Genomic DNA, 22,227 nt, shown 5'->3' with positions numbered 1-22,227 from the left:
AACTCCTGTTTACCTGGCGTCGGCGTCCTGATCCCGGGCGGCTTCGGGAGCGGGGTGCTCCTTCTGTTCGCGCGCGGGGCGGGGGCGGCCTTTTCTTTCGTGGTTTTCCTGGTGGTGATGCGGGCGTTTGCGGCGGTGCGTCGCTTCTTCGGAATTCATCATGCTGGGTTCGTTGGACACGGCCGGGGCGGGGGCATCCCCCACCTCAAGGTCGGCAAGGTCGTCGTCCAGCGTGTCGGGTGCGGTGGAAAAGACCATCATGCCCGCGGAAGGCTGGCTTTTTTGTTCCTTGCCCGCAGGGGAGGATGGGCCTTCGCTGCGGCTGGGCTTGAGGGCCTGCCACTCGTCGAGGCTCATTTCCGTTTCCTGGCCGCCGTCGGGCAGAACCACCACGGAATTGCGGAACATGTTGCTGCGAAGAACGCGCATGGGGCCTTCCGTGGTCTGATAGCGCTTGCCGAGTCTGGGGCAGCTGCGGTGGAAGGCGTCGTAATTTTCCTGTTCATAGCTCAGGCAGCACAGAAGGCGGCCGCAGATGCCGGAAATTTTCGCCGGATTGAGGAACAGGTTCTGTTCCTTGGCCATTTTGATGGTCACGGGCGCGAATTTGTGCAGGTAGCGGCGGCAGCAGCACACCATGCCGCAGTTGCCGAGAGCGCCGAGCATCTGCGTTTCGTGGCGCACGCCTATCTGCCGCAGTTCGATGCGGGTGCGGTACTGCCGCACCAGATCCTTCACCAGGTCGCGGAAGTCGATGCGCGTGGGCGCGGTGAAGAAGAACACCATCTTGCTGCGGTCGAAGAGAATTTCCACGTCCACAAGCTTCATGTCGAGCCTGCGTTCCGCAATGCAGCGGCGGCAGAACTGATAGGCTTCCCGGGAAAGCAGGGCGTTGTCCTGCGCGGCGAGCCTTTCTTCCTCGCTGGCGCGGCGGGCCGAGGGCATGGGAGTCTGGGCGGCGTCTTCGCCTCCCTCTTCCGTTTCCGTGTTGCCGTTCATGTTCTGCACGGCGGCGTTGGCGGCCTTGAGCGCCTGTTCCATTTCTTCCTGCCAGGGCCTCTGCCAGACCACCTGGCCGCAGTTCAGGCCGCGTTCCGTCATGACCATGGCGCTTTCGCCCACGGTGAGGGGGGTGTCGCCTTCGGCGTCGTACAGGCAGGCGAGCACCTGCCCGTAGCGGCTGAAGCGTATGCCTATCGTTTGTTTCATAAGTATGAGGGAAGTTTTATATGGTTCCATCACGGCCGATGCCGCGTCCGGCCCGCGGCCGTGCGGGGCATGTGCGGAAAGGCGGAAGTCCTGTTCCCGGCCCTGCCGGCGGGGTGATGCCGTATTTCCCGGAAGGGGAGTTCACGTCGTGAAACATGGCAAAAAAGGCGGGTTCTGCCCGCGAAGCATAACCTTCGGACGATATCCCCCCCGGAAAACTCTTGTCAATGCCCAAGGCCGCCCCCGGGCCGCTCCGCACGGGGAAAGGCGGCCGCAGAAGAGAAGGCGCGGGGCGTTCGCCCGGCGCTTTTGCGCGCCGGGCAGATCTTTAGGGCATTACTGCCCGCGCTGCAGCTCGTTCTTCCGGTCCGGCTCCGTCACCGTCACTTCATAGACGATGCGGGAGCTTTCCTTTGCCGGAACATCCAGCATCCAGACGCAGCGGGAGCCTTCATGCTCGTACACGGCCTCGGGGGAACCTGTGACTGTCACGCGGGCGGAGGTGTCGCGCACGATGGGGGCCGAAGCCTCCACGCGCACGGCCACTTCCCTGTCGTGCCCGTTCACTATGGTCATGCTCCGCCGCCACTGCTGCGTCCTGCGGCCCGCGCCGGCGTCGCTTCCCGCCTTGGCGGGCAGATCCTGCACCCTGGCGGCCATAAGGGCGTCCACACCGAAGAAGATTTCCTCCTGCCCCGGGCCGAAGCGGAAGACGCCGCGGGCGTTTTCCACGCCGTCCACGGAGAAGACGGCCTGACCGGAAGGCAGATACGGCATGGTCTTGTCGTCGATGTCGGCGGAGAGCCACACCCTTTCATCCTCCGCCGGGCGGGCGAGGCGCATGAAGGAGGCGGAACATTCATGAGAGGCCACGGACCGCGTCACCGTGCCTTCGGCGGGAAGGTTCATGGCGCCGAGCTTCCATACCGTGCCCGTGGCGGAATGCTGCGTCGCGGCCGCGCTTTCGTCCGCAGGGTCCTTGGCGGCCATGATGTTCATGGAGCGCAGGGCCGCCGGGCGTGCTTCGCCGATGATCCAGTCCGGCAGGGAGGGCGGATTCACGCTCCGGAAATTCTCGCCGGAAGAGAGGGTGACGTCCACGTCCTTCCAGTCCGTGCCGCTTGTCTGATGCAGTTCGGCATCCATGAACACGCGCACCCTGCCTGCGTTCTCATCCGCAAGCACGCGGTAGCGGGGCCGCCAGGCGGCGTCGGGCAGATAGTAGCTCCAGCGCACGGTGACGGGGCCTTCGTCCTTGAGCACAAGCACGCACATCTGCACGGTGTCGTTGTTTTCCCCGAGGGCTTCCATGCGTTTTTCCAGCGCCCGGAGGTCGCGTTCCAGCGCTCTCTGGCGTGCGTCGAGCTCCACTTCCCTGCGGGCCAGGGCATCAAGGCGGCTCTGTGTGTCCTTTGCCAGCTTCTCCAGCGCCTTACTGTCTCCGGAAGCCGGGTTCAGGGGCGGATCGGCCCAGAAAAGGCGCTCGTAGGCGATGCTTTCGCGCTCTGCCGCCACGCCGGAAAGGGCGTTCTGCAGCGTTTCCCTCTCGTTCTGCAGCGCGGCCGCGGCAGGGGAGGGGCTGTGCCGGGTGCTGAGATGCGATTCCAGCACGGAACCTGCGGACAGGGAGAAGGAAAGGCTGCCCGCGTCCGCCCCTGCGGGCAGAACAAGGGTGACGCGGCCCTGTTCGGGGCGGAAGGTCTCTTCTTCCGTGACCATGGCTCCCGAGGGGCTGAGGGTGGCGGCAACGGGCCTTGCCTGCACATGTGCGGGCAGAACAAGGGCAAGGAGCGCCAGAAGGGGAAGGGCGTGCTTCATGCGTCGTTCTCCTTGAGAATGCGGGTGAGAAAATCGCGCCGTTTGTTTTTTTCCTCCACAAGGAAGGCGCCGGTGATGGAGGCGGGATTCTTCATGATTTCCTCGGGCGTGCCGGAAGCGATGATGGTGCCGCCGTTTTCGCCCCCGCCGGGCCCGAGATCCAGAATATGGTCGGCGGACATGATGACGTCGGTGTTGTGTTCGATGACCACCACCGTGGCTCCGCGATCCACCAGACGGTGCAGAACGCCGATGAGCTTGCCCACTTCGTGCATGTGCAGGCCGGTGGTGGGTTCGTCGAGAATGTAGAGGGTGCGCGGCAGGGATTTCTTGCCGAGTTCCCGCGAAATCTTGATGCGCTGCGCTTCGCCGCCGGAAAGGGTGGTGGCCGCCTGGCCGAGGCGTATGTAGCCTAGCCCCACATCCTCCAGCACGCCGAGCCTGCGTTCCAGCGCGGGATAGCTGGAAAAGAATTCCCGCGCCTCGTGCACGGTGAGGTCGAGCACTTCGGAGATGTTCAGGTCCTTGTAGCGCACTTCCAGGGTTTCGCGGTTGAAGCGGCGGCCCTTGCACACGTCGCAGGTGACGAAGATGTCGGGCAGAAAGTGCATTTCCACGCGGATCTGCCCGTCGCCCTTGCAGGTTTCGCACCTGCCGCCGGAAACGTTGAAGCTGAAGCGGCTTGCGGTGTAGCCGCGCTTTCTCGCATCCGGCGTCATGGCAAAGATCTTGCGGATGTCGTCGAACACCTTGGTGTAGGTGGCGGGGTTGGAACGGGGCGTGCGGCCTATGGGCGTCTGGTCGATGGAAACGATGCGTTCTATCTGCTCAAGGCCCTCCACGCCCTTCATGGGGCCGGGCTGTTCCGTGCGCAGGCCGCAGTGACGCGCCACGCGGCGGTAGAGCGTGTCGATGACGAGGGAGCTCTTGCCCGAACCGGAAACGCCGGTGACGCAGGTGAGAACCCCGAGAGGGATGGCGCAGTCGATGTTCTTCAGGTTGTTGGTGGTCACGCCGCGCAGGGTGAGGAACTTTTCGGAGCTGCGGCGCTGTTCCGGCACGGGGATGGAAAGGTCGCCGCGAAGGTAGCGCGCGGTGAGGGAATCGGAGTTTCTGACAAGGTCCTTCACCGTGCCGGCAAACACGAGTTCCCCGCCCTGGGAGCCGGAGCCGGGCCCCATTTCCAGCACGGTGTCCGCCTCGCAGATGGTGGCTTCGTCGTGTTCCACCACAAGCACGGTGTTGCCGCGCTTCTGAAGGCTGCGGAGGGTGCGGATGAGCCGTTCGTTGTCGCGCGGGTGCAGGCCTATGGACGGTTCGTCCAGCACATACGTCACGCCCACAAGGCCGGAACCGAGCTGGGAGGCAAGGCGTATGCGCTGGGCCTCGCCGCCGGAGAGCGTGGCCATGGAGCGGCCGAGGGTGAGGTATTCCAGGCCCACGTTGACCATGAAGCCCAGGCGGAAGGAAAGTTCCTTGATGAGCGGTTCGGCAATGAGGGCGTGGCGTCCCGTGAAGGAGAGGCCCTTCACCCACGAAAGGGCGCGTTCTATGGAAAGATTGCAGAATTCCTCGATGTTGAGGTCGTTCACGCGCACGGAAAGCGCTTCCTTCCTGAGCCTCGTGCCGTGGCAGGTGGGGCATTCCACCTCGTAGCTGTAGCGGCTCAGAATGTCGCTCCAGGCATCGCCGCGCTTCATGCGCTGTTCCAGCAGGTACATGACCCCCGGCCAGTGCGCGGTGGAAAGCGCTTCCCCGCCTTCGTCATGGTTCAGGCTCGTGCCGCCCATGAAGTTGCGGCGCAGGCTCCCCGTGCGGGTGATGCCGCCCGATTCGCCGTTGAACAGGGCCTTTCTCGCCTTGTCGGAAAAATCTCTGAGGGGCGTGTCCATGGTAAAGCCCTGCCTCTCGCCGAGAGCCTCCAGCGCCTTGCCGATTTTGGCCATGAAATAGGGGCTGGAGAAGGGGGCGAGGGCGCCCTTGCGGAGGGAAAGGCTTTCGTCGGGCGCAATGAGGGATTCGTCGAAGGCCACCACCGTGCCTATGCCGAGGCACTGGGGGCACGCGCCCTGGGGGCTGTTGAAGGAAAAAAGCTGCGGCGAGGGAATGGGCGCGCTCACATGGCAGGCGGGGCATACCGATTCGGTGGAATGCACGATGTCGGCCTTGCCCGGCACGCTCACGATGACGCGGCCCTTGCCGTAGCGCAGGGCCAGTTCCACGGAGTCGGCAAGGCGGGTGCGCATGTCGTCCTTGATGACGAGCCTGTCCACCACAAGGTCGATGCTGTGCTTTTTGTTCTTGTCGAGGGCCGGAACCTCATCGAGGTTGTAGATTGCTGCCTCTTCCCCCAGCGTGGCCACGCGCACGCGCACGAAGCCTTCGGCCTTCAGCTTCTTGAAGCGGTCGGCATGGGTGCCTTTCTGCAGTTCCACAAGGGGAGCCATGAGCATGATGCGCTCGCCTTCGGGCATGGCCATGATGTCCGCAATGATTTCATCGGAGGCGCGGGCCTCGATGGGCGCGCCGCAGTGGGGGCAGTACACCTTGCCGAGCCGGGCGAAGAACACGCGCAGAAAGTCGTACACCTCCGTCACCGTGCCCACGGTGGAACGGGGGTTGTGCGCCGTGGTCTGCTGTTCCAGCGATATGGCGGGGGAAAGCCCCTCGATTTTGTCCACCAGGGGCTTGTCCATCTTGGGCAGGAACATGCGCGCGTAGGTGGAGAGCGATTCCACATAGCGGCGCTGCCCCTCGGCGTACACGATGTCGAAGGCCAGGGTGGACTTGCCCGAGCCGGAAGGCCCGCATACCACCACGAGTTCGTCGCGGGGAATGTCCACGTCGACGTTTTTAAGATTATGCTGCCGGGCGCCCTCGATATGGATGCAGGGCCCCGTGATTTTTCTGGGCAGGTTCATGCTGTTCCTTGTTGCTTGGGCGGCAGACGCCGCCGGAAAAAGAATCAGCGCCGTCCGTTCTTCAGCAACGTGACGCGGCGCACCACTTTTTCATAATAAGGATCGTTCTCGTTTATGGCAACGGAGCGGGCGCGGCGGTTCTGCACGCGCATGAGGATGACGTCGAGCTTCTGCATCTGGCGCAGTTTTTCCGCGCCGTCCTCGCAGTGTTCGAGCAGGTCGAGGAGGGTGTTGATTTCCTTGCGGTCGGCAAGTTCCGGCGGAAGATAGCCCGCGTTTCTGAGTACCTTGCAGGCCATGCGGAGTTCTGCGGGCACGGCGGAATCGTCTTCCAGAACAAGCTCCTTGCCCTCTCCGGGAAGATGATCGAAGGCGCCTTCCTTCTGTGCTTCCTGAATGCGCCTTTCCGCCCGGTTTGCCAGAAAATGCAGAAAATTCTCCGCCATGGACACGCTCCCTTGCAATGCCCCTTCTATACGCCGTGCCGGGAGCTTTTTCAATGCGGAAGGCGTCCCCGCCCCGGCGGGGAAAAAGCCGGGGCGGGGACGCGGGGAACAGACGGCAGGAGCGCAGGGGAGCGCCCCTGCCGCGGAGGGAGGAGGGAAATTCAGCGCGCAAGAAAGCGCCGGTAGTCGATGCCGTATTTCTTCATTTTATAATAGAAAATGCGGTAGGTGATGCCGATGTTGCGCGCGGCCTGATGGATGTTTCCGCCGGAAAGGGTGAGGGCCTCTTCCAGCCGTGTCTTTTCCAGAAGGCCCACCTCTTCGTGAAAGCCGAGGTTTCTGCCGCCGGGTGCGGCACGGCCTTCGGAGGCGCGCAGACAGGGGGGAAGGTGGCAGGGGTGCACGGTGTCGCCTTCGCAGAGCAGCACCGCGCGTTCCATGGCGTTCTGCAGTTCGCGCACGTTGCCCGGCCAGCGCCAGGCAACCAGGGCATCCGCCGCCTGGGGAGAGAGGCATTTCGCGCTCCGGCCGTGCCTGCGGGCGAAAAGGTGCAGAAAATGCTCCGCCAGGGGCAGGATGTCGTCCGCTCTTTCGCGCAGGGGCGGCAGAAAGAGGGGAAAGACGTTGATGCGGTAATAGAGGTCTTCGCGGAAAAGGCCCTGTTCCACCAGCTTTTCCAGGGGCTGATGGGTGGCGCAGATAAGGCGCACGTCCACCTTCACGACCTTTTCGCTGCCGAGGCGCACGATTTCGCCTTCCTGCACGGCACGCAGCACCTTGGCCTGCGCCGCAAGGGAAAGATCGCCTATTTCGTCGAGAAAGAGCGTGCCGGAGGAGGCCTGTTCAAACACGCCGCGCCTCTGCTGCTGCGCCCCGGTGAAGGCCCCCTTCTGCCAGCCGAAGAGTTCGCCCTCCACAAGATCGGCGGGCAGGGCCGCGCAGTTGAGCTTGATGAAGGGCCTGTTCGCCCTGCTGCTGCACTGATGGATGGCCGAGGCCATGAGTTCCTTGCCGGAACCGGATTCCCCGCGCAGCAGCACGGTGGTGTTGCCCGGAGCCACCTGCGCCACATGGTGGAGCACATGATTCATGCTCTGGGAAAGCACCACGATGGAGGGCATGCTCTGCAGCGCGGAGGGCAGGGGCCTGTCGTCCTGCCTTGTGTAATGGGCGCTTTCGCGCAGCATGTCTTCCTGCAGGCAGGCCACCTGATGCCCCACCAGCGAGGCCACCACCTCAAGAAAGCGGCAGAGCCGGCGCAGCACCGCCGCATCGGCCCGGGGCGTGTCCGCGCTCAGCGTGCCCACGACGCTTTTTCCGGCCTCTTCCTCTCCCTTCCGGCTTTTCTGCAGGATCACGGGAACGCAGAGAAAGGCCAGATGGCGCATTTCCTCCTCGTTGCGCTCGAAAAGCCGGTTCTGGAAGTCGGGGTGATTCTTCATGCATTCCACAATGATGGGCTTTCCGGTGGCGAACACCTGCCCGGTGATGCCCCGGCCCGGGGCATAGGTGAGGTGGGGCACGCAGGCCTTTCCCTCGGTCATGGAAAGGTGAAGACTGCCGTTTTCCGGGTGCTGCACCATGATATGGGCCCGGGTGAAGGGCATGTCGCGGGAAATGGAGTCAAGCACGCGCAGGAGCGCTTCCCGGAAGGGAAGTCCCGGGCTGAGGCATTGCACCACATGGCAGAGGCCTTCAAGGTAGGGTTCCGGCAGGGAGAGGGTGGACTCGGGCATGGAAGTGGTCCGCAGGGCGGGGATGCCCGCCGGGTGGAAGTTGAGGCGCCCCGCTTTGGCAGGGCGCGGGAAGGGCCGTTACAGTGCTTTTTCCAGCCTTTCGAGGGCCTTTTTCGTGTTTTCGGGAGAATTGAAGGCCGTAAAGCGCGCGTAGCCTTCGCCGCTTGCGCCGAAGCCCGCGCCCGGGGTGCAGACCACGGCGGCCTTTTCCAGCATGAGGTCGAAGAAGTCCCATGAGGGCATGGCGTCCGGCGTCTGAAGCCAGATGTAGGGCGAATGCACGCCGCCGAAGGCCGAAAGGCCCATGCGGCGGAAGGAGGCAAGCATGAGGTCGGCGTTGTTGCGGTACACGGCGAGACCGGCGGCCAGTTCCTTTTCCGCCCCGGGCTGGAACACGGCCTCGGCCGCGCGCTGCACGATGTAGGGGCAGCCGTTGTACTTGGTGCACTGGCGGCGCAGCCACATGTCGTGCAGCGAAAGGGTGCGGCCGTCCTTCGTGCGGGCGGTGAGCTTCTTCGGCACCACGGCATAGCCGCAGCGGAGCCCGGTGAAGCCCGCCGTCTTGGAAAGACTGCGGAATTCCACGGCCACCTCGTCCGCTCCGGGGATTTCGTAGATGCTGCGGGGCAGGGAATCGTCGCGGATGAAGGCCTCGTAGGCCGCATCGAAGAGGATGAGGCTTCCGTGTTCCCGGGCATGGTTCACCCAGGCGGTGAGGGAGGCGCGGTCGAGCACGGTGCCTGTGGGGTTGTTGGGGCTGCACAGGTAGACGACATCCACGGCCGTGTCGGGCAGGTCGGGCTGAAAGGCGTTGGCCCGGGTGCAGGGCAGGTACACGATGCGGCTCCAGCGGCCGTTTTCCCTGACGCCCGCGCGGCCCGCCATGGCGTTGGAATCCTCGTACACGGGGTAGACCGGGTCGGTGATGGCCACGACGGCATCGTCGCCGAACAGTTCCTGAAAATTGCCGATATCGCTCTTGGCTCCGTCGCTGATGAAGATTTCATCCGCGTCGAGCTTCACCCCGCGGGGCAGAAAATCGTGCCTGCGTATGGCCTCGCGCAGAAAGGCGTAGCCCTGTTCCGGGCCGTAGCCCCGGAAGGTGTCGGCGCAGGCCATTTCGTCCACGGCCTTGTGCAGGGCGCGGATGACGGAGGGGATGAGGGGCAGGGACACGTCGCCTATGCCCAGGCTGATGACTTCCGTTTCCGGGTTCCGCGCTCTGAAGGCCGAAACCCTGCGCGCCACTTCACTGAAGAGATAATTGCCGGAAAGGCCCGCGTAGGCGTTGTTGATGCTTGTCATGGAGAAGCTCCGGATGCGTTCTCCGGCCGTGCCGGAGGAAAGAGTTATGCCACCGTGCGCCCTGCGGGGAAGAGCATGGGGTCGTTGTTTCTCATGGTCCATACGCCGCAGGGGCACACGCCCGCGCAGATGCCGCAGCCTGTGCAGCGTTCCGGGTCGGAAACGTAGGCAAAGCCTTCTTCCGTTTCCACGCGGGAAACAGCGCCTTCCGGGCAGGAATGCAGGCACATGCCGCAGTCGCGGCAGCTGCCGCAGCTGATGCAGCGCGCATGGTCGCCTGCCGGGGCGGGCATGTCCGCCTTGTGCACGCGGCTGAAATATTCCAGGCTGAGGCGGGCGGAGGCCATGGGCCGGGCCTTTTCCTTTTCAGGACGGCGGCCTTCCAGAAAGGCGCAGGCCGCCCTTGCCGCCTGTGCGCCGGAACCGATGGCTGCGGCAAGAAGCCCGGGCCGTATCACGTCGCCTGCGGCGAACACGCCGGGCAGAACGCTTCCGTCTTCCCCGGGCACGAGCCAGTGTTCCCTGAAGGTGGGCGCGCCTTCGGGCAGGAAGGAAATGTCCGGTTCCTCGCCTGTGGCCACGATGACCATGTCGCCGGCAATGAGGCGGCCCTGATCGTCGATGATGCCCTTATCCGTGATTTCGCGCGTCACGACGGGCCAGAGTATGGTGCCGCCCAGATTCTCGATATGGGCGATTTCCTTGTCGAAGGCGGCGGGCTTCTGCACGTCGATGCAGGTGACGTGCTCCGCTCCCTCGGCATAGGCCCCGGCCGCCACGTCCATGCCCGCGTTGCCGCAGCCGATGACGATGACGTGCCTGCCCGTGGCGGGGTGTTCGCCGCGGTTCACGGCCTTCAGGTACTCGATGCCGGGCACCACGCGCTCTCTGCCCTTCCACGGGAACATGCGGGCCTTCGTGCCGCCTGCGGCCACGATGACGGCATCGTTTTCCCTGCGCAGGGCGTCGAATCTTTCCCTGTCCACCGGGCAGGAGGTCACGAATTTCACGCCCATGGAGGCAATGCGGGCGATTTCCGCCTGCAGCACGGCATGATCGAGCCTTTCACGGGGAATGACCTGTTCCATCTTGCCGCCGATGACATGGTCGGCCTCGTATACGGTGACGTCGTGCCCCTTGCGGGCAAGCTGCCATGCCGCGGACAGTCCGGCCGCGCCGGAACCGATGACGGCAACCTTCTTCCCGCTGGACTGCGCCTTTTGTTCCACGGTCAGAGCGGCGGATTCCCGGCCGAGGGCGCCTATCTGCATGGGCAGGTCGATGCGTCTGCCGCGGGTGCAGGCGTCCATGCAGGGGTTCGGGCACACATGGCCGCATACGGAACCGGGGAAGGGGGAATAATCGAGCACAAGGCGCAGGGCCTCTTCCGTGCGGCCCTGGCGCAGCAGGTTGAAGCGCCTCTGGGTGGGAATGTGCGCGGGGCAGGCGTATTCGCAGGGCGCGGCCGTGGCGGCGTTGTCCCACGAGGGCACGCGCAGGCGGAATCTGCCGCGCGCCACAAGGCCGTTCACGGAAAAATTGTCGCTGACCACGTCGCTGAATATGCCGCCCTTCACCCACTTTTCCCTGCGGTATTCGCGCATGGACAGAGGATGCCTTATGTGTTCGCCGCTCTGCAGGGGCAGAAGCTTTCTCCATTCGCTCCAGCGGGAGAGGCGCTCCTGTGCGTCTGTTCTGTCCACGGCATGGAGAAAGGCGCTCATGCCGCCGGAAAGGAAGGCGATGTCCTCTTCATCAAGTTCATGCACGGCCACGTCGTTTTCCGCATAGGAGCCGGGATTGCCCCGGAAGTAGACCACGCCGCCCACCATGCCCACGCAGGCGCGTTCGCCGAGAACGGAAGGCATGTCTTCGGCATCGAGGCCGCATACCACCATTCTGCCGCCGCCCATGAATTCGCACGGGAAGGAGCCGGTGTACTTCAGAATCCACAGCTCAGGCTCGGGGTAGAGCGGGTCGTGCTTCATGAGGGAGCCGGAGCGCGTGCCGGCCCTGCCGCCGATGTAGATGACGCCCGAGGCCGCACAGTGCCCGGCCGTGTCGCCCGCATCGCCCTTCACGGTGATGCGCGCGCCGGAATTGAGCCAGCCCACGTCGGCCGGGGCCGGGCCGTCCACCACGATGTCGGTGTTGTCGAGGCCCATGCAGCCCACCCTCTGGCCGGGGTTGGTCACATGAAAGTGCAGGGGACGGCCTTCCCTGTTCCACAGGGGGCCGCCTATGTCGTGCTGACCGGAGGCGTGGATGAGAAATTCCGTTTCCCCCCGGTTCACGGCTTCGGAAATGGCGAGCAGCAGGCTCTGCGTGGACATGCGTTCGTGCCGGATGAGCGTATCTATGGAAAACATGGTATTGCCTTTGAAGGAAGAGGTTCCGTTGCGGAAAGGCCTTTCGGCTTTTCCGGGATCAGCAGGCGTAGGCGATGCCGAGCTTGTCGGCCACGGCGCGGTCGGTGGCCACGAGGGCGTCGGAGCGGCCCACGGGCAGGGAGCTGTTGCCGATGGGGGCCATGAGCTTTCGCATTTCGCTGTCGAAGGCCAGAACGTAGTCCACGATGGCCTGCGCCCCTCTGTCCACGTCGAGCCGCGCCACAAGGCGCGGATCCTGCGAACAGATGCCGTTGGGGCACAGGCCTGTGGAACAGTTGTTGCAGCGGCCGTTCTCGTTGCCCACGCATCCCAGAAGCTGGATGAGGAGCTTGCCGATGAACACGCCGTTGGCGCCGAGGCATATCATCTTGAAGGCGTCGGCCGCGGCATTGCCGGTAAGGCCCACGCCGCCGCCCGCCCACAGGGGAATCTGGCCCTGAAGGCCCTGTCCCACGGCGGCGAGGTAGCAGTCGCGCAGTTTGGAGACCACGGGGTGGCCGGTATGGTCGAGGGAAACCTCGTTGGCCGCGCCGGTGCCGCCCTGTATGCCGTCGATGAAAAAGCCGCCGCAGATGCGGTAGGGATCGCGCAGAAGGTTGTTGTACACGGAAACCGACGTGGCCGAGGCCGCGCACTTGATGGCCACGGGCACGCGGAAGCCGAAGGCCGCGTTGAGGGAAAGGTGCATCTTCTGCACCGATTCCTCGATGGAATACAGGCCCTGATGGTTGGGCGGGGAATGCAGGGTGGACTTCGGCACGCCGCGTATGGCCTGAATGTGCGGGGCCACCTTGGAGGCGGGCAGAAGGCCGCCGTCGCCGGGCTTGGCGCCCTGACCGATCTTGATGAGCACGCCCGCCGGGTCGGTCTTCATGCGGGGCAGGGCCTTGACGATGCGGTCCCAGCCGAAGTGGCCGGAGGCTATCTGTATGATGAAGTAGCGGAGCTTATCCGATTCCAGAAGCTTCACGGGCATGCCGCCTTCGCCCGAACTCATGCGCACGGGCAGGGAACATTCCTCGTTGAGATAGGCCACGGCCATGGCTATGGCCTCCCATGCGCGGGTGGAGAGGGCGCCTATGGACATATCGCTGAAAAGGAGCGGATAGATCCAGTTCACCGGCGGGATGCGGTCGGTTCTGACCAGCCGTCCGTCCCTCACCTCAAGGGGCATGGCGTTGGTGGGCAGCACGCGGCCCAGGGGAGCGCGCATGTCGAAGGTGTGGCGTTCGGAATCAAGGGCGGGGTCGGTCATCTGGCTGATGCGGCCCACCACGATGGCGTCGAGGGTGCGCTGCGTGTTCAGATTGGTGCGCCCGCCGCGCCGTATGGGGCCGTGGGCGCGGCCGATGAGGGGAAAGCGCTGATCCGGGTTGCGTTCGGGATGAATGGCCCCGTTGGGGCATACCCTGGCGCAGAAGCCGCAGCCCACGCACAGGTGGGCAAGGTCGGTCTTCTGGCGGATGACGGGCCGCGCAAGGTGCCTTTTTTCCGGTTCCGGCACGGGCTTTTCGGAAACGGTGACGTCGCAGCGCAGCATGACCGCCTCAATGGCGTTCTGCGCGCACTGGGCCACGCAGCTGCCGCACATGGTGCAGCGGGAAGGATCGTGCCGGATGACCCAGCGCAGGTCTTCGGAACAGATGTCGAGAGCGTTTACTGCCTGCATATGCGTACCCTGAGATCATTGTCGATGATGATGGTTTCCCGTTCGCCGGGGTAGATGTCGAGGGCGGGGTCGCGTTCCGGCATGACGGCGTTCAGGCCGCAGACTTCGGAGGAAACGGCCAGCATGCCGTCGGTTCTGCCCACCACCACGGGGCGGAGCTTCTTGGAATCGCAGCAGCAGATCATGCGGCTGTCGGGAAGCATGCCTATGATGGCGTTGGGCCCGTTGATTTCCAGATGCGCCAGCGTTTCGCGGATGATGCGCAGAACGTCGGCGTCTTCCCTGCCGTCGATTTCCGCAAAGGGCAGGGGGGTGATGACGTGCTTGAAGTATTCCGGCGGCCATCTGAGTTCGTGCAGCACATAGTGCAGGCTGTAGAGCAGGCACTGGGAATCGGATTCAAAGCCGGTGTAGCCCCGGTGCAGGGACTTCTGAAATTCCTTGTTCTTGGTGTAGAAGGTGTTTTCGCCGTTGACGCACACCGTATAGCCCTGAAGGAAGAAGGGGTGGGCGGCGTAGCGCACGATGTCGTAGTTGGTGTTCTGGCGGCACTGGGTCACGATGTTCCGGGCCAGCAGCGGGCAGGTGTCGTCCCAGAGGCGGAAGTAGGCGGCGATGTCGCGCGGGTCGCCTATTTCCTTGAGGGTGAGCACGTCGGGCCAGAAGGAATAGACAAAGCCGCCGTTTCTTTCCTCCAGCATGGCGCGCAGGGCAAGGCGCGTGTCGAGCAGAAGGTCGGCCTTCTCCTCTTCGCTGCTGTAGCGGTAATGGGGCGGGTAGTCGTAGACGCGGAAGAGGTAGCGTTCCATGGGCCGTATGTTCAGCCCGGGCCTTGCGTCGTACTTGGGCGTCCAGCTGAAGAGCAGGGTGAAGTGGTGTTCGGCCATGTAGTCGTCCACGGCGCGCATGCCTTCGCGCGTGCACGCGGCGGAAAGAAGGGGCTTGTCCTTCCATTCACCGAACACCCCGGCCATGTCCTGCATGACCATGGCGTATCCGGAATTGTCGTGTCCTTCCTGCTGGGGAAGCATGAGGGTGAGGGCCGCCTTCGGCCCCACGGGCGTGATGCTTTTTATGGACCCTATTCTGCACATGGTGTTTTCCTTGAAATGGTGTCACGGCTCGTGGAGCGCGTGCGCGCGGTGGAACAGGAGAGGTCCGCGATGCGTATTTGTACCGGGCCTTCCGACGGAAGGGCGGGCCGACGGCCCGCCCTCCGGCAGGGTTCAGGTTCCGGCCGGGCAGGCCCGGCCGGTGATGCTCAGTGCGTCCACATGAGGGCGGCGTAACCGGGCATGGGGTAGTCTGAGGAGGACATCATGGCTTCCAGGCTGTCGGCCAGGAAGCGACATTCGTTCATGGCAGGAAGCACCGCGTCGCGGGCGAAGCGGGCGCAGGCGTCCGCGCCTTCGGTTCCGGCAAGGGTCATGCGCTTTTCATCGAGGCTGCGCAGGGCCAGCAGGAGCTTTCCGGTAAGGGTGGAAAGCTGAGCGAGGAAGCTTTCCTCCGCTTCGGGCACGCTGCCGAGGGCGGACAGGGTGCGGTTCACCATGTCGGCGGCGGCGCTCTGGGCCTTCATGGCCGCGGGAGCAATGAGGGTGCGGCCTATGCGGCTTGCGGTGGCGGCCTCTATGCCTATGGTCTTGGCATAGTTCTCCAGCAGGATTTCCTGACGGGAGAGGCATTCGCGCTCGGAGAGTATGCCCTGCCGGGAGAAGGTGGCGAGCACGTCCGGGTCGCTGTAGTGCTCAAGGGCTTCCACCGTGCCTGCGTAGTTGGGCAGGCCGCGGCGCGCGGCCTCGCGGGGCCATTCCTCGGTGTAGCCGTTGCCGTTGAACACGATGGGCGCGTGTTCGGTGAAAAGGTCGGTGAGCAGGCGCTGCACGGCGTCGTTGAGGGGCGTGCCAGCGGCGGTGTCCGCTTCCAGGCGGTCGGCAATGTCTTCCAGCGCGCAGGCCACGGCCGCGTTGATGGCGATGTTGGCCGGAGCGATGGACTGGGAGGAACCCACGGCCCGGAATTCAAACTTGTTGCCCGTGAAGGCGAAGGGGCTTGTGCGGTTGCGGTCGGAATAGTCGCAGGGCAGGGGCGGCAGAACGTCCACGCCGATGTTCAGGGTGGGCCTTGTCTTGCGGGAGCAGGAGCCGTTGCCCGTGAAGGAATCGACCACTTCCGCGAGCTGATCGCCGAGATACACGGAAATGATGGCCGGCGGGGCCTCGTTGGCGCCGAGGCGGTGATCGTTGCCCGCGCCCGTGGTGCCGAGGCGCAGCACGGCGGCATGCTTGTGCACGGCGCGCAGCACGGCGGCGAGAAAGACCAGGAACTGGGCGTTGTCCTGCGGCGTGTCGCCGGGCCTGAGCAGGTTGTTGCCTTCGGAATCGGCCAGGGACCAGTTGTTGTGCTTGCCCGAACCGTTCACCCCTTCAAAGGGCTTTTCGTGCAGAAGGCACATGAAGCCGTGGCGGGGCGCGATGTGACGCATGAGGTTCATGACCAGCATGTTGTGGTCGGTGGCGATGTTCACCTGTTCATACATGGGCGCAAGCTCGAACTGCGCCGGAGCCACTTCGTTGTGCCTGGTCTGCGCCGGAATGCCCAGACGGAACAGCGTGTGCTCCAGATCTTCCATGAAGGCCATGACCCGGGCGGGAATGGCGCCGAAATAATGGTCCTCCATTTCCTGCCCCTTGGGGGTGGTGGCGCCGTACAGGGTGCGGCCGGTCATGAGAAGGTCGGGCCTTTTTTCCGCAAGGGCCTTGTCCACCAGAAAGTATTCCTGCTCGGGCCCGGCCTGCGCCGTCACATAGCGCGCCGTATCGTTGCCGAAAAGGCGCAGAATGCGCAGCGCCTGCCGCGACACGGCGGAAACGGAACGCAGAAGGGGAACCTTCCTGTCCAGCGCTTCGCCGGTGTAGGAATAGAACATGGTGGGAATATGCAGGGTGCGGCCGATGAGAAAGACCGGGGAGGTGGGATCCCATGCGGTGTAGCCGCGGGCCTCGAATGTGGAGCGCAGGCCGCCGGAAGGGAAGCTCGAAGCGTCCGGTTCGCCGGAAAGCAGCGTCTTTCCCGAGAAGGAGGAAATCATCCTGCCGTCCACGCACTGCAGAAAGGCGTCGTGCTTTTCCGCGGTGAGGCCGGTGAGCGGGTGAAACCAGTGGGTGTAGTGCGTGGCCCCGCGGGATACGGCCCAGTCCTTCATGGCGTTGGCCACGGTGCCGGCAATGGCCGGATCGAGGCGGGTGCCGTTCAGCACCGTCTGTTCCAGGTTGGCGTACACGTCGTGGGGCAGATGCTGACGCATGGTGTCCAGGGTGAAGACGTCGCAGCCGAAATATTCGTCGTCATGCCTTGTCGCTTCAGGATTTGACATGTTTGTTAACTCCTTTGGGAGAAGGTTCCCGCGTTTTCATGCCGGAAGAAAAGCAAGAACCGTGCCAGAAGAAGCGTATGAAGTATAATATATGGAAATAACAGGAATAAAAAATTTCCTATGCTCAGAGGCGGGATAAGAATGTTCTTCTTTTCTACCAAAAGGTAGAAAATAATCTGTATCTACATCATACAAAAATGTAACAAAAAGGAGAAAAAGCGGAAAATAAGGAAGAGATACCGGGGACTTGGCGCACAGGAAGGTAAAATCTACCGGAATGTGGATTTCGGGCTTTCCGGAAGGCAGGCCCGGCCGCACAACGGCAGAAGGCGCTTATTTTTTGGGAAAAGGGCGCCGGGGAGCGCCGTGCCGGGGGCATGACGGGCCGCCCGGGGGCTGCACCTTGCGCCGCAGGGGGCAGAACCTGCGGAAAACACGGGCCTTTTTTGTGCTGCTTCGGGCAATACCGGGAAAGGATGTTCCGGCAGGCGGAAAAAAGGAGCCTTGCGCTTCCGCACGCAGCGCAGAGACCGGAGGGGAGCGCCCGGCACGGGAGAGGCGCGTTTTTTTTCCTGCCCGGGCCGCCGCTTCCGGGAAAAACGGCCTTTTTCTCCCTTCGGGGGCCGTGCGATGGCCTGCGCGCAGAGGTGATTTTCTACATAAAGGTAGAAAATATTCAGAAAGGGGATGCCGGGGGCTTTTTTGCGCCAGCGGCCGGGATGTCGGGCGGTGATATCAGGCGGGAATATCGGGAAAAGGGCCGGGATGTCGGGGAAAAAGGCGGGGGACATGCCGTCAGGCGGACCTTTCCGCCGGGGAGGGTATTCTTTTTAAAGCAAAGAAGCCGCATGGTTGCCCATGCGGCTCTTTGAGTTCATAACGACACGTCGATATGAATGACGTGCATCACTTCACGCCCATGGCCTCCTTGTAGAGCTGTCCGTACACGCGGCTGAAGAAGTGGCCGGTGGAACGGCAGGCAGCGCCGATGACGAGGTCGATGTGCTTGCCCTTGGCGCGTCCGGCGAGGTTCTCGGTCTTGGTCCTGGCGTTTTCCACATGCCAGGCTTCCACGGTGTCGCCGTTCATCTTGTCGATCACGATGCTGAAATAGCCTTCAGGACCCTTGAAGGTGTTGTTTTTGGCATCAAGAACGATGGGTTCCTTGTTTTCCAGCACGATTTCGTGGATGAAGGAGCATTCCGCGCAGATTTCGGGGCGGGTGACGAAGCGCTTGTCGGCCGCCCATTCGCCGCCGTTGGTCACGGTGATGACATCGCTGTGAGCCATGAGGGCGACCTTGCCGTTCACGAAGATGCCGCCTTCATTGCGGGGATTGAGGTTTACAAGTTCCCTGCCGCTTTTGGACTGGGCGTACATGGCCTTGCACACCACGCGGGAGGCGGGGAAGAGCTTGAGGGATTCCTTGTCGCCCTTGAGCGTCCTGGTCACGGTGCCGGAGGCGTCGGTGATCTTCACGGTGGCGGTGTCGGCGGTGATGTCGGTCACTTCCACGGTGGCCTTGCCGACTTTGAGGGTGTCGCCCTTGCCGTACAGGCCCATGATGGGAGCGTTCGGGGAGATGAGCGCCCTGGAGGTGCTCACCGTGACGAATTCCTTGATCTTCGCTTCATTGGGACCGATGGAATCCACATAGATCACGGAACGGGAGTTGGTGGAGATGTTGTTGCCCACGAGGTAGGGGCGGATGTCGGGCTGTTCCATGCAGGAAGTGGTGCCTTCCTTGAGGCCGGAGCCGCTCTTGAGCAGGGAACCGTCGGAAGCGGAGGGCTTCACATTTTTGCCGCCCACCACGATGAAGGGGTTGCCGTAGTAGTTGCCCGTGGTCTTGATGAGCCAGAAGTAGGCCATGTGGCCGCCTTCAATGCCGAAGGGGTCGGGGTCGATGGCCTTGAGTTCCCAGCCTCTGGTCTTTTCTTCATTGCCGAAGATGATGTCGCCGGGCTTCATGGTGACGTTCTTCACCACGTCCTGCTGATATTCGTCCGTGATGAAGTGATACATCTTGCCGGCAATGGTAAAGGTATGGTCGTTGAACGACCACCAGTTGCTGCAGCGGGAAGTGGTGAACAGACCGGCGGCGGGAATGACCACCTTGCCGTCCTTCACATAGCTCTGACGGATGACCACGCCGTCGTCGATGGTCTTGCGCTTGCCGTCAAGCAGCTTGATCTTCACGTTGTTGGTGAAGCCGAGCATTTTGAGCACATAGGCGCCGTCGGTGGCGGGGGATTTCATGGCCGCGCTTTCCGAGGCGACGGCGGTGCCGCTCAGGGCGAGCAGGCAGACCAGCGCCAGGGCGCTTTTGGCGAAACGGAATGAAGGCATACATACTCCTGAAAACGGGAAAACCCGTCTTGCTGAGGCCGGCCAGTTGCCTCTGCCATGGCAGGAAAAGTATCGACACACTCTTGTAGCGGCATGTTATATTTTTATCAAATCCATTCCCAAAAAAGAGCCCGTTTTCCCTTGTGCCGCAAGGCATGGCGGGCACGCCCCGCACCCGCCTTGAAGGGGGGGCTCTTTTCCCCTATGATCCGGCAGGAAGTCTCCGGAGGTGAAGCATGAGTATCTGCTGCCCGAAATGCGGAAGTTTCCGCGTGGTGAAGGACGATCGTTACCGCACCCTCGGCACTGCTGCGGGGGGCGTGGGCGGCGCGGCCGCCGGTCTTTCCAACATAGGCGTGGGAGCGGCTGCGGGTGCGGCCATAGGCTCCGTGGTGCCCGTGCTCGGTTCCGCCATCGGCGCGCTCACCGGCGGCCTTGTGGGCGCGGTGACGGGGGCCGTTTCCGGTGCGGCCCTGGGCCACAAGGCGGGGCATGCCCTGGACAACAGACACGGCAGGCATCTTTACCGCTGCCGCAACTGCGGCAAGCTTTTCGCCGCATGAGCATCTTTTGAAAGAAAACAGTGTTGACAGCGCCTGTCTGCACGGATAAGAAAAAGAGGTCAGACGTCTGATGAGTAAACGATCACCCTTGGCCCGCACGGTGGGAGAAAGGCTTCTGGAGCTTATGCGCGCGCTTCCCGAAGGCGAGCGCAGGCTTCCCTCGGAAGAGGAGCTGTGCGGCAGACTGGATGTGAGCAGGGCAACGCTGCGGGAAGCGCTGAGCCTGCTCGACCGTGCGGGGTTCCTTACCAAAAGGCACGGTGTGGGGAATATCGTCAATCCGAGCGTTCTTCGCACGACCATGCGCTTTGATGCGGAAGTCAATCTGCGCCGCATGCTGGAGAGCGGAGGCGGAAGGACAAAGACGATACGCTTTGCGCCGCGTCCTGAAGAACAGGACCTGCTTTCCGGGGAGGTTTCGCTGCATGTGACGACGCCGCGCCCCCGGCTGGTGCAGCGTTCGGAACACATGCTGAACGACATGCCGGCCGTGCTCACCTTCAACATCTTTTCCTCCGGGGGAAGGCGGCTGAAGGAAGAGCAGGTGCGGGAACTTTCCTATGGGGAGCTTGTCCGCGCGGTGACGGGGGAGGAGCTTTCACATACCATCACGGCTTTTTCCGCATGCCGGTCATGGCGGGAAACGACCGCATTCTTCGGACTGGAGGAGGGCGCTCCGCTGCTTTTCTGGGCGCAGCGCAGTTTCGGCCTGAAGGATGAGCTGCTTTGTGAGAGCCTTGTGTTTTTCAATCCTGCACAGGTGACGCTTCATTCCTTCAACCGCTGGGAATGAGAAAGGGGGAAGCGGAGCGTCCGGGAAGGAGTGAATATGCTGAAACGATGGATGGTTTCCCTGGCTGTCGCGGCAAGTATGTTTCTGCCTGCGTGGTCCGGCGTTGCCGCGGAAACATACCCCAGTGGACCGGTGACGGTATGGCATCCTTTTGAACCGACGCCCTACGATGCCCTGAGCAAGGTGTACAACGAGCAGATGAAGAAGCAGCTGGGGGTGCCGTTTCTTTTTGAATACGGCATGATGGGCAAGGCCGCAAAGGCCGTGCTCGACACCCCGCCCGACGGCGCCAACGTGTTTTTCGCCGCCATGGGGCCCATGGTGCTCAAGCCCAACATGACGGCCCCGGTGTACGAACCCCGGGATTTCCGCTGTGTGGCGCGGGCCACGCTTCTGCCCATACTCTTTGTGGCGCACAAGGACGCGCCCTTCAAGACCTTCCGTGAATTCGAGGCCTACGCCAGGGCCCACCCCGGCAAGGCGAGCATAGGGCTGACCAACGCGCCGAGCTCTCTTCAGGTGGGCATGACGCACTTCATCCGTGACATTGCGAAACTGGACGTGAAGCTTGTGGAACAGCCCGAAGGGCCCATCCGCGGTACCATCGACTGCCTCATCGGCTATACCGACGCGCTCATCAGCCATCCGCCGGACATCATGCGCTACATCAAGAGCGGCCATCTCATTCCTCTGGCCACCTTCAACGCCGAGCGCCTCGCCATGCTGCCCGATGTGCCCACGCTGCATGAACTCGGCTATGATTTCGATCAGACGAGCTGGCGGCTTCTGGTGGTGAACAAGGATACGCCCGACGCCATCGTGAACATCCTTGCCGAAGCCACGAAAAAGGCCATGGAAAGCCCGGAAATGAAGAAATCTGCAGAAGAGAACTATGAGATCCTCGCCTACCTTCCCCCGAAGGAGGCCGACGCCTTTCTTCAGAAGGAATTCGACTACTACAGGGATCTCGCCCTCTCCATGGGTCTGCACTACTCTCAGAAGAAAAAGTAAGGGAAAGGCTTTTTCTTCTGTATGACGCAGCCGCCTCTGCCGGAAAGGCCCTTTTCCGGTGGAGGCGGCTGTTTTTTTTTTGTTCATGAAGTGGCGTTCCGCGCCCTGCCTGCTTCTTTTGCCGGATGCGGGCTTTTGCGGGGCTTTTTACCGCGCTTTCCGGCTGCAGGGAACATAAGGGGCATTAAACGGAAGAGGCGGGGGAAGCATATGCTTCCTCCGCCTCAGTGCCTGCGCCCGGGTGGGAAAGTGAAGCCCCGTCGCGGGCGGGAAGGCCGCCGTGACAGCCTTCCCGGGGAAGAGTCTTAGCAGAAGATGGACACGCCGGTCTGGTACTTGGTGTCTTCCACGAGCACCTTGATTTCGTACTTGCCGGAGAGGCCTTCCTTGCTGATGTTCTGCTTGATCACGCGGTCGTCGTCTTCGAGGTAGGCGCCGGAGCACATGGCCAGGTGATAGGAGGCGGCGGTGTTGATGAAGTAGCCGCGGGTTTCCTTTTCACCTTCGAGCAGCACCATGACCAGGGAGCCGCGGGCGAAGCGGCCGTGGAAGACGAGGCGGTCTTCGTCTTCCTCGATGTTGACCTGATGCCAGGAGTCGATGACTTCCTGAGATTCGGGCACGTCGGGGATGGTGTCGAA

15 protein-coding genes are annotated in these 22,227 nt (G+C 63.0%); 3 read left to right on the top strand and 12 right to left on the bottom strand.

Features of this window, described 5'->3' with window-relative positions; translation table 11 throughout:
• Positions 1 to 9: 9 nt before the first annotated feature.
• The 11 genes from Q0K07_RS06925 to Q0K07_RS06875 form a co-directional block, all read right to left on the bottom strand.
• On the bottom strand, positions 10 to 1,209 hold the full coding sequence (locus Q0K07_RS06925; RefSeq protein ID WP_294557987.1) for a regulatory iron-sulfur-containing complex subunit RicT: 1,200 nt from the start codon (positions 1,207 to 1,209) through the stop codon (positions 10 to 12).
• 336 nt (positions 1,210 to 1,545) lie between these two features.
• Entirely contained in the window at positions 1,546 to 3,027 is a 1,482-nt protein-coding gene (locus Q0K07_RS06920) for a DUF4139 domain-containing protein (RefSeq protein ID WP_294557986.1), read from the bottom strand.
• On the bottom strand, positions 3,024 to 5,948 hold the full coding sequence (gene uvrA, locus Q0K07_RS06915; RefSeq protein WP_294557985.1) for an excinuclease ABC subunit UvrA: 2,925 nt from the start codon (positions 5,946 to 5,948) through the stop codon (positions 3,024 to 3,026). Before uvrA ends, Q0K07_RS06920 begins: the two co-directional genes overlap by 4 nt.
• Positions 5,949 to 5,992: 44 nt before the next feature.
• The gene (locus Q0K07_RS06910) at positions 5,993 to 6,394 is read right to left on the bottom strand and encodes a DnaJ family domain-containing protein (RefSeq protein ID WP_294557984.1); all 402 of its coding nucleotides are present in this window, start codon (positions 6,392 to 6,394) and stop codon (positions 5,993 to 5,995) included.
• A 161-nt stretch (positions 6,395 to 6,555) separates the two neighbouring features.
• The gene (locus Q0K07_RS06905) at positions 6,556 to 8,130 is read right to left on the bottom strand and encodes a sigma 54-interacting transcriptional regulator (RefSeq protein ID WP_294557983.1); all 1,575 of its coding nucleotides are present in this window, start codon (positions 8,128 to 8,130) and stop codon (positions 6,556 to 6,558) included.
• Between the two features lie 78 nt (positions 8,131 to 8,208).
• Positions 8,209 to 9,435: an LL-diaminopimelate aminotransferase gene (locus tag Q0K07_RS06900; protein ID WP_294557982.1), complete on the bottom strand. Its 1,227-nt coding sequence runs from the start codon at positions 9,433 to 9,435 to the stop codon at positions 8,209 to 8,211.
• A 44-nt stretch (positions 9,436 to 9,479) separates the two neighbouring features.
• On the bottom strand, positions 9,480 to 11,804 hold the full coding sequence (locus Q0K07_RS06895) for an FAD-dependent oxidoreductase (RefSeq protein ID WP_294557981.1): 2,325 nt from the start codon (positions 11,802 to 11,804) through the stop codon (positions 9,480 to 9,482).
• A gap of 58 nt (positions 11,805 to 11,862) precedes the next feature.
• Positions 11,863 to 13,494 (bottom strand): glutamate synthase-related protein, encoded by a 1,632-nt coding sequence (locus Q0K07_RS06890; protein WP_294557980.1) that lies wholly within the window; start codon positions 13,492 to 13,494, stop codon positions 11,863 to 11,865.
• The gene (locus Q0K07_RS06885) at positions 13,482 to 14,588 is read right to left on the bottom strand and encodes a glutamate synthase (RefSeq protein WP_294557978.1); all 1,107 of its coding nucleotides are present in this window, start codon (positions 14,586 to 14,588) and stop codon (positions 13,482 to 13,484) included. Before Q0K07_RS06885 ends, Q0K07_RS06890 begins: the two co-directional genes overlap by 13 nt.
• A 167-nt stretch (positions 14,589 to 14,755) precedes the next feature.
• Positions 14,756 to 16,870 (bottom strand): glutamine synthetase III, encoded by a 2,115-nt coding sequence (locus Q0K07_RS06880; RefSeq protein WP_294557977.1) that lies wholly within the window; start codon positions 16,868 to 16,870, stop codon positions 14,756 to 14,758.
• Between the two features lie 906 nt (positions 16,871 to 17,776).
• Positions 17,777 to 19,219: a hypothetical protein gene (locus Q0K07_RS06875; protein ID WP_294557976.1), complete on the bottom strand. Its 1,443-nt coding sequence runs from the start codon at positions 19,217 to 19,219 to the stop codon at positions 17,777 to 17,779.
• Positions 19,220 to 19,455: 236 nt separating this feature from the next.
• Between Q0K07_RS06875 and Q0K07_RS06870 the strand changes: the two genes are divergently transcribed.
• From Q0K07_RS06870 to Q0K07_RS06860, 3 genes are all read left to right on the top strand, one after another.
• Complete coding sequence (locus Q0K07_RS06870) at positions 19,456 to 19,782, top strand: hypothetical protein (RefSeq protein ID WP_294557975.1); 327 nt, start codon at positions 19,456 to 19,458, stop codon at positions 19,780 to 19,782.
• Between the two features lie 70 nt (positions 19,783 to 19,852).
• Complete coding sequence (locus Q0K07_RS06865) at positions 19,853 to 20,575, top strand: GntR family transcriptional regulator (RefSeq protein WP_294557974.1); 723 nt, start codon at positions 19,853 to 19,855, stop codon at positions 20,573 to 20,575.
• Between the two features lie 36 nt (positions 20,576 to 20,611).
• Positions 20,612 to 21,586, top strand: a complete 975-nt coding sequence (locus Q0K07_RS06860) for a tripartite tricarboxylate transporter substrate binding protein (RefSeq protein ID WP_294557972.1) — start codon at positions 20,612 to 20,614, stop codon at positions 21,584 to 21,586.
• A gap of 305 nt (positions 21,587 to 21,891) precedes the next feature.
• Here the strand turns inward: Q0K07_RS06860 and Q0K07_RS06855 are convergent.
• The coding region (locus Q0K07_RS06855; protein ID WP_294557970.1) for a hypothetical protein at positions 21,892 to 22,227 on the bottom strand (336 nt) is incomplete at its 5' end.

It is taken from the genome of uncultured Mailhella sp., assembly GCF_944324615.1.
Taxonomy (GTDB): Bacteria; Desulfobacterota; Desulfovibrionia; order Desulfovibrionales; family Desulfovibrionaceae; genus Mailhella.
Note: the sequence above shows the minus strand (reverse complement) of the source record. Positions and strands in the feature narration are given on the sequence as shown.